This is a genomic window from Ruficoccus amylovorans (assembly GCF_014230085.1).
Lineage (GTDB): Bacteria > Verrucomicrobiota > Verrucomicrobiia > Opitutales > Cerasicoccaceae > Ruficoccus > Ruficoccus amylovorans.
Genome location: NZ_JACHVB010000015.1, coordinates 1 through 6,096, shown reverse-complemented (window position 1 = coordinate 6,096; position 6,096 = coordinate 1). Strand labels below are relative to the sequence as shown.

Below are 6,096 nucleotides of genomic sequence, written 5' to 3'. Positions count from 1 at the left end.
TGGTCGGCCCCCACTTTTCGTACCAGAGCGATGAGACGCTGGCTGGGTAGGATTATGTTGGTTGGGTTATGGTTTGCGGGAGTGCTTGGTGCAGTGAGCCCGTAGGGCGAACGGAGCCAAGCACTGCCTTGGTTTGATGCCAGAGTTTGGCAAAGGCGTCGGGGGATATAAAGCCCAAACGGCTGTGCGGATGCTGGCTGTTGTATTTGCGTCGCCAGTTTTCGATGACGACGCGCGCTTCGGTCAGGGAGAGGAACCACTCCTGCTTGAGGCACTCGTCCTGCAGGCGGTTGTGGAAGCTCTCCACGTGAGGGTTTTGCCAGGGCGAGCCCGGCTCGATGTAGAGGGTTTTGATGCGTTTGGATTCCAGGTAGTCCTTGGTCGCCGTAGCGATAAACTCCGGCCCGTTGTCGGAACGGATGTGCTCGGGAGCACCGTGCTTGGCGATGGCTTTGTCCAAGGCCGCGACGATGTCGGCTGACTTCAGCCCGCGAGCCACCGTCAGGCTGATGCACTGGCGGGTAAACTCGTCGATCAGACTGAGCACCCGCAGAGGCGCTCCATTGTCGGTGCGATCCGCCACGAAGTCCCAACTCCACACGTGCCGCGGATGCGTCGCCGCGGTCGGGATCTTGCCGGTGGACTTGCCCTGACGCCGTTGCCGGGGGCGCGGCGGCTTCACGCCCAGCCCTTCAGCCCGGCGTACCTTTTGTACCAGCTTGCGGCTGACCTGCCAGCCTTCGTTGGCCAGCAGCGCTCGTACGCGACGATAACCGTAGCGCGGGTTGGTCCGGCTCACCGCGATGATCGCACGCACGAGGCGAACCATCTTGTCGGTGGCGGTTTTAGCCCGGTAGCAGAAGCTCGACCAGTGCAGACGAAGATACCGACAGGCGGCCCGTAACGAGCACGTTCCCGACTCGGCCACCTCGCGCACCGCTTCGCGCTTGTGCCCCGGGCTTACCATTTTTTTGCGTTTACCTGCTCCAGTACTTTGATGTTCAAAAGCTGGTCGGCCACCAGTTTCTTCAGCTCGGCGTTCTCGCGCTCAAGCTCCTTCAGACGCTTCACATCGCGCAGCTCCATCTGTCCGTACTTGCTCTTCCAACGATGGAAGCTCGCTTTGCTCACATTGTGCTCGCGGCAAACATCGTCCACGCTGCGGCCTTCGTCTGCCTCGCGCAGGAGCGCCACGATTTGCTCTTCGGTGTATCTCTTTCGTTTCATACTTCTGGTCGGGTTCTACCCGCCAGGGTCTCAAACGCAATGGTACGATTCTAGGAGGTCACGCCAGTTTAGCAAAAGAAGAAAAAGAGACTCGGATGGGAGACTCTTCGGAAGTATGCAAATCTGGTGACGCCTAGCACGCTGATGACATGGCCAAACTGATTAGTAAATGGCTAGGAGCTATGGAAGCCGTGTACCCTTCACTTTTTGAATCAGTAGGGAGAACATGCCGATTGACAGCATTTTGGAGGATTATAGAAAATTCCTCTCTGAAGACTCAGACTATCATTCTCCTATCAGCCATCGCAGGCTGGATGAAACGGAAGCAACAGCAGGTCATCGATTATCTGCTTGAGGAAAACCGCATCCTCAAGCAGCAGTTTGACGCCACCGGCAAGACGCTAGACCTGACCAACGCCCAACGTCGCAGTTTAGCTAAAAGGGGAAGAAACTCGGCTGGGCAACTCTTCAGGAGTATGCGAATCTCGTGACGCCAAGCACGCTGATGGCTTGGCACCGCAGGCTCATTGCCGCCAAATACACGGCGAAGCGGCACGCTCAAACCGAACGCCAAAAGGAAATGGCGATCATTCGAGAACTTTGTGTGAAGCTTGCCGAAGAGAATCCCGACTGGGGTTACGGCAGAATCCAAGGCACACTGGAAAATCTTGGACACACCGTCAGCGATACGACGGTGGGCAACATTCTTCGCGCCGCAGGTATCCTCCCCGCTCCCGAACGCGCAAAGCAATCCAACTGGAAAACTTTCGTGCGTTCCCACATGGACGTGATGGCCGTTGCCGATTTTCTCAACGTCGAGGTTTGGACGTTACGAGGACTGGTCCGCTTTCACGTATTCTTTGTCATGTCGCTGGCCAAACGCCAGGTCCATATCGCGCACATCGGCTGCCAAACCGACGGTTGCGTCATGGAACAGGTTGCCCGAAACTTAACCGATGCTGAGGACGGGATTCTTAATGGCATGAAATACTTCATCTGCGACCACGACCCGCTCTATACCCAGACATTTCGCAAGACGCTCAAAAGCTCCGGAATTAAGATCATCCAGACCCGAATTGGCACACCCCAGCAAAACGGCTACGCCGAGCGCTTCGTCAAATCCATGCAAACCGAATGCCTCGATCACCTCATTTTTCTCGGTGAAAAATCCCTGCGAAAAGCCGTCGAAAACTACGTTGAGCACTATCACCACGAACGCAACCATCAGGGTTTGAACAATTTGATCCCTTTTCCATACTCGCCCGCCAAGCCCGATAAATCCTCAGCTATTCGTAAAAGTGAACGGCTAGGAGGCTTGCTGAACTATTATTTTCGCGAGTCCCAACCCGAAAACAAACAGGAGGTCGAACTCTCAGCGTAAAAATGACCCGATAAGCAACAATGCGTGAGACCTCGGTTTGAAAGCTAAAAACTGAGAATCGTGACGATTAGCGTTTTGCTTGGGACCCCACGGTTACCGCCCCGATCCGGAAGTCAGCCGTCTCATGGGGCACTTACGCCTGAACCGAACTGCACAGCCCGAGACTATCGCCTGGATCACGTCCGAGTCCACCCGCGACGGTTGGCAAGATTCTCCCGCCTATACCGAGCTTTACACCGGTGCTCAGGTCCATGCTCATAGTATCGGTTTTCAACTACAGCCTTACTGGCTCAAGGAGAAAAACATGACTGCTAAACGCCTCGGCAGTATTCTGCGCAATCGCGGCATTCGCGGTGTCATCGTCGGCCCTCAGCCCCAGTCCTGTACGATGATTCCCAATCTGGGCTGGGAACACTTCGCCGCCGCCACCTGCGGTTTTTCGCTTCAGGAGCCGCGCCTGCATCGCGCCTGCAGCCAGCAGTACCAAGCGCTCTCCCTGGCTTGGGATGAACTGAGGGAACGCGGTTACCGGCGGATCGGGTTTGCCCTTTCCGTCGAATCCAACCTGCGCACGGAGGGCATGTGGCTGGCCAGCTTCCTCGCCCGGCAATCCACCCCCGCCCCTGCCGGCTTCGACATTATTCCACCGCTCGTGCTCGAACAGTGGGACGACCGGCGTTTCCTCGCCTGGTTTCACCAGTATCGCCCGGATGCGCTCATCGGCTGGGCGGATGCTGCGGAGCTTTTACGCAAAAACGGCATCCCAATCCCGCAAGCGTGCGCATATGCGCTGATCAACACGGCCGGGCTCGCCTCTCCTGCTGCAGGGGTCAACCACCACATGGACGCCCTCGGAGCTGCTGCGGTTGACCTCGTGGCGGAGCAATTGCACCACCACCGCTACGGACTCCCGGCTATTCCAAAAATCGTTATGGTTGAATGTTCCTGGAGCGACGGACCGAATGTTCCCCAGCGTCACGGGCACAAGCCCGGCAGACGTAGAACCGGGAAATAAAACCGGAAGATTCCCACCGGCGGAAGACTCCGTGCTGCCCCCCGGCGGCTTCATTCTTCAGTCGGTGTGTTAGGCTAACGCACCGCGATGATTGCCCCCGGACGAGCGCAAGGCGTTTGTTGTCATGTAATATGTCAGAATCTCCCTCGAAGACTGCACTTGAACTCATCGCGCGTTGGGCACGTGCCGCTGAAAACGACTGGACCCAGTTCCCCACCCGTTCCGGCCAATCGCCGATGGGGACCTACAGCACAGGGTACAACGGATGGGGAGTACAGACCCAGCAGAAATACGCCGCCACCCTCGCGACACTGGCCTGTCTTGGGGACAAGATCGATTTCCCGTACACAGACTGGGCGCTGCAACGCGCGCTGGCTGCACTGCGTTTCAACCTCGCCAGCCATCACACCGGCCCGCTGACCTGCACCGACAACACAAAATGGGGACACACCTGGATCAGCGCACTGGGCACGGAGCGCATGATGTTCGCGCTGAAGCTACTGGAGCCACACCTGTCCGACGCCGACCAGGCGACTATCCGCAAGCTACTGTGCAGCGAAGCCGACTGGCTACTGACCGATTACCGCGACCGACGGCTCGAAACACGCATCAGCGCCACCCTCTGGGAGCACGAGCATGGGAACCACCCAGAGTCCAATATCTGGAACGGCTCCCTGCTTTGGCGGGCCTCGGTTCTTTACCCCGACCATCCGCACGCGGCCGATTGGCAGGAGCGGGCCCACACCTTTCTCATCAATGGAGTCAGCATCCCCGCCGATGCCGATGACCCACGGGTCGTCACTGGAAAGCCCATCTGCAAACGCCACATCGGCGCTAACTTTTTCCCGCACTACGCGTTGGACCATCACGGCTATCTGAATGTCGGCTACATGGTCATCTGTTTGAGCAATGCGGCTTTCCTTCACAACGACCTGAAAGCCCTCGGCCTCCCCGCCCCCGAAAGTCTCTACCATCATCAGCAGGATCTGTGGAAAGTCGTGCGAAACATGATTTTCGACGACGGTCGCCTGATCCGTATCGGCGGCGACACCAGGATCCGCTACGCGTACTGTCAGGAATACCTGATGCCGGCTATTCTCTACGCCGCCGACCGATTCAAAGACCACGAGGCTCTCGCGTTCATACCCCGCCAGTTGGAGCATATCCGCCATGAGGCGGCTGGCGTGACCTCCTAGAATCGTACCATTGCGTTTGAGACCCTGGCGGGTAGAACCCGACCAGAAGTATGAAACGAAAGAGATACACCGAAGAGCAAATCGTGGCGCTCCTGCGCGAGGCAGACGAAGGCCGCAGCGTGGACGATGTTTGCCGCGAGCACAATGTGAGCAAAGCGAGCTTCCATCGTTGGAAGAGCAAGTACGGACAGATGGAGCTGCGCGATGTGAAGCGTCTGAAGGAGCTTGAGCGCGAGAACGCCGAGCTGAAGAAACTGGTGGCCGACCAGCTTTTGAACATCAAAGTACTGGAGCAGGTAAACGCAAAAAAATGGTAAGCCCGGGGCACAAGCGCGAAGCGGTGCGCGAGGTGGCCGAGTCGGGAACGTGCTCGTTACGGGCCGCCTGTCGGTATCTTCGTCTGCACTGGTCGAGCTTCTGCTACCGGGCTAAAACCGCCACCGACAAGATGGTTCGCCTCGTGCGTGCGATCATCGCGGTGAGCCGGACCAACCCGCGCTACGGTTATCGTCGCGTACGAGCGCTGCTGGCCAACGAAGGCTGGCAGGTCAGCCGCAAGCTGGTACAAAAGGTACGCCGGGCTGAAGGGCTGGGCGTGAAGCCGCCGCGCCCCCGGCAACGGCGTCAGGGCAAGTCCACCGGCAAGATCCCGACCGCGGCGACGCATCCGCGGCACGTGTGGAGTTGGGACTTCGTGGCGGATCGCACCGACAATGGAGCGCCTCTGCGGGTGCTCAGTCTGATCGACGAGTTTACCCGCCAGTGCATCAGCCTGACGGTGGCTCGCGGGCTGAAGTCAGCCGACATCGTCGCGGCCTTGGACAAAGCCATCGCCAAGCACGGTGCTCCCGAGCACATCCGTTCCGACAACGGGCCGGAGTTTATCGCTACGGCGACCAAGGACTACCTGGAATCCAAACGCATCAAAACCCTCTACATCGAGCCGGGCTCGCCCTGGCAAAACCCTCACGTGGAGAGCTTCCACAACCGCCTGCAGGACGAGTGCCTCAAGCAGGAGTGGTTCCTCTCCCTGACCGAAGCGCGCGTCGTCATCGAAAACTGGCGACGCAAATACAACAGCCAGCATCCGCACAGCCGTTTGGGCTTTATATCCCCCGACGCCTTTGCCAAACTCTGGCATCAAACCAAGGCAGTGCTTGGCTCCGTTCGCCCTACGGGCTCACTGCACCAAGCACTCCCGCAAACCATAACCCAACCAACATAATCCTACCCAGCCAGCGTCTCATCGCTCTGGTACGAAAAGTGGGGGCCGACCA

General features: G+C 58.3%; 8 protein-coding genes. 6 read left to right on the top strand and 2 right to left on the bottom strand.

Annotated features, from left to right (window positions below):
- Positions 1-52: 52 nt before the first annotated feature.
- Together H5P28_RS06115 and H5P28_RS06110 are read right to left on the bottom strand one after the other, a co-directional pair.
- The gene (locus H5P28_RS06115) at positions 53-967 is read right to left on the bottom strand and encodes an IS3 family transposase (RefSeq protein WP_185673678.1); all 915 of its coding nucleotides are present in this window, start codon (positions 965-967) and stop codon (positions 53-55) included.
- A complete protein-coding gene (locus H5P28_RS06110; protein WP_185673679.1) occupies positions 961-1,227 on the bottom strand; it encodes a transposase in 267 nt (88 codons plus the stop codon). The genes H5P28_RS06115 and H5P28_RS06110 overlap by 7 nt, the downstream gene beginning before the upstream one ends.
- A 149-nt stretch (positions 1,228-1,376) precedes the next feature.
- Here H5P28_RS06110 and H5P28_RS06105 point away from each other — a divergent pair, with 149 nt between their 5' ends.
- From H5P28_RS06105 to H5P28_RS06080, 6 genes are all read left to right on the top strand, one after another.
- Complete coding sequence (locus H5P28_RS06105; protein WP_185674834.1) at positions 1,377-1,718, top strand: hypothetical protein; 342 nt, start codon at positions 1,377-1,379, stop codon at positions 1,716-1,718.
- A gap of 14 nt (positions 1,719-1,732) precedes the next feature.
- Positions 1,733-2,608, top strand: coding sequence for an integrase core domain-containing protein (locus tag H5P28_RS06100; protein ID WP_185674833.1), 876 nt, complete (start codon positions 1,733-1,735; stop codon positions 2,606-2,608).
- A gap of 79 nt (positions 2,609-2,687) precedes the next feature.
- Positions 2,688-3,623, top strand: a complete 936-nt coding sequence (locus H5P28_RS06095) for a substrate-binding domain-containing protein (protein WP_185674832.1) — start codon at positions 2,688-2,690, stop codon at positions 3,621-3,623.
- Positions 3,624-3,754: 131 nt separating this feature from the next.
- Positions 3,755-4,819, top strand: a complete 1,065-nt coding sequence (locus H5P28_RS06090; RefSeq protein WP_185674831.1) for a hypothetical protein — start codon at positions 3,755-3,757, stop codon at positions 4,817-4,819.
- Between the two features lie 50 nt (positions 4,820-4,869).
- Positions 4,870-5,136 carry a transposase gene (locus tag H5P28_RS06085; RefSeq protein WP_185673679.1) on the top strand — a complete coding sequence of 89 codons (267 nt, stop codon included), beginning with the start codon at positions 4,870-4,872 and terminating at the stop codon, positions 5,134-5,136.
- Positions 5,130-6,044: an IS3 family transposase gene (locus H5P28_RS06080; protein ID WP_185673678.1), complete on the top strand. Its 915-nt coding sequence runs from the start codon at positions 5,130-5,132 to the stop codon at positions 6,042-6,044. The genes H5P28_RS06085 and H5P28_RS06080 overlap by 7 nt, the downstream gene beginning before the upstream one ends.
- Positions 6,045-6,096: the final 52 nt, after the last annotated feature.

What these genes read in the sequence shown, in the direction of transcription:
- H5P28_RS06105 (WP_185674834.1), top strand. Translation starts at nt 1,377, where the DNA reads ATGGCCAAACTGATTAGTAAATGGCTAGGAGCTATGGAAGCCGTGTAC.
- H5P28_RS06110 (WP_185673679.1), bottom strand. Translation starts at nt 1,227, where the DNA reads ATGAAACGAAAGAGATACACCGAAGAGCAAATCGTGGCGCTCCTGCGC.
- H5P28_RS06090 (WP_185674831.1), top strand. Translation starts at nt 3,755, where the DNA reads ATGTCAGAATCTCCCTCGAAGACTGCACTTGAACTCATCGCGCGTTGG.
- H5P28_RS06100 (WP_185674833.1), top strand. Translation starts at nt 1,733, where the DNA reads ATGGCTTGGCACCGCAGGCTCATTGCCGCCAAATACACGGCGAAGCGG.
- H5P28_RS06080 (WP_185673678.1), top strand. Translation starts at nt 5,130, where the DNA reads ATGGTAAGCCCGGGGCACAAGCGCGAAGCGGTGCGCGAGGTGGCCGAG.
- H5P28_RS06115 (WP_185673678.1), bottom strand. Translation starts at nt 967, where the DNA reads ATGGTAAGCCCGGGGCACAAGCGCGAAGCGGTGCGCGAGGTGGCCGAG.
- H5P28_RS06085 (WP_185673679.1), top strand. Translation starts at nt 4,870, where the DNA reads ATGAAACGAAAGAGATACACCGAAGAGCAAATCGTGGCGCTCCTGCGC.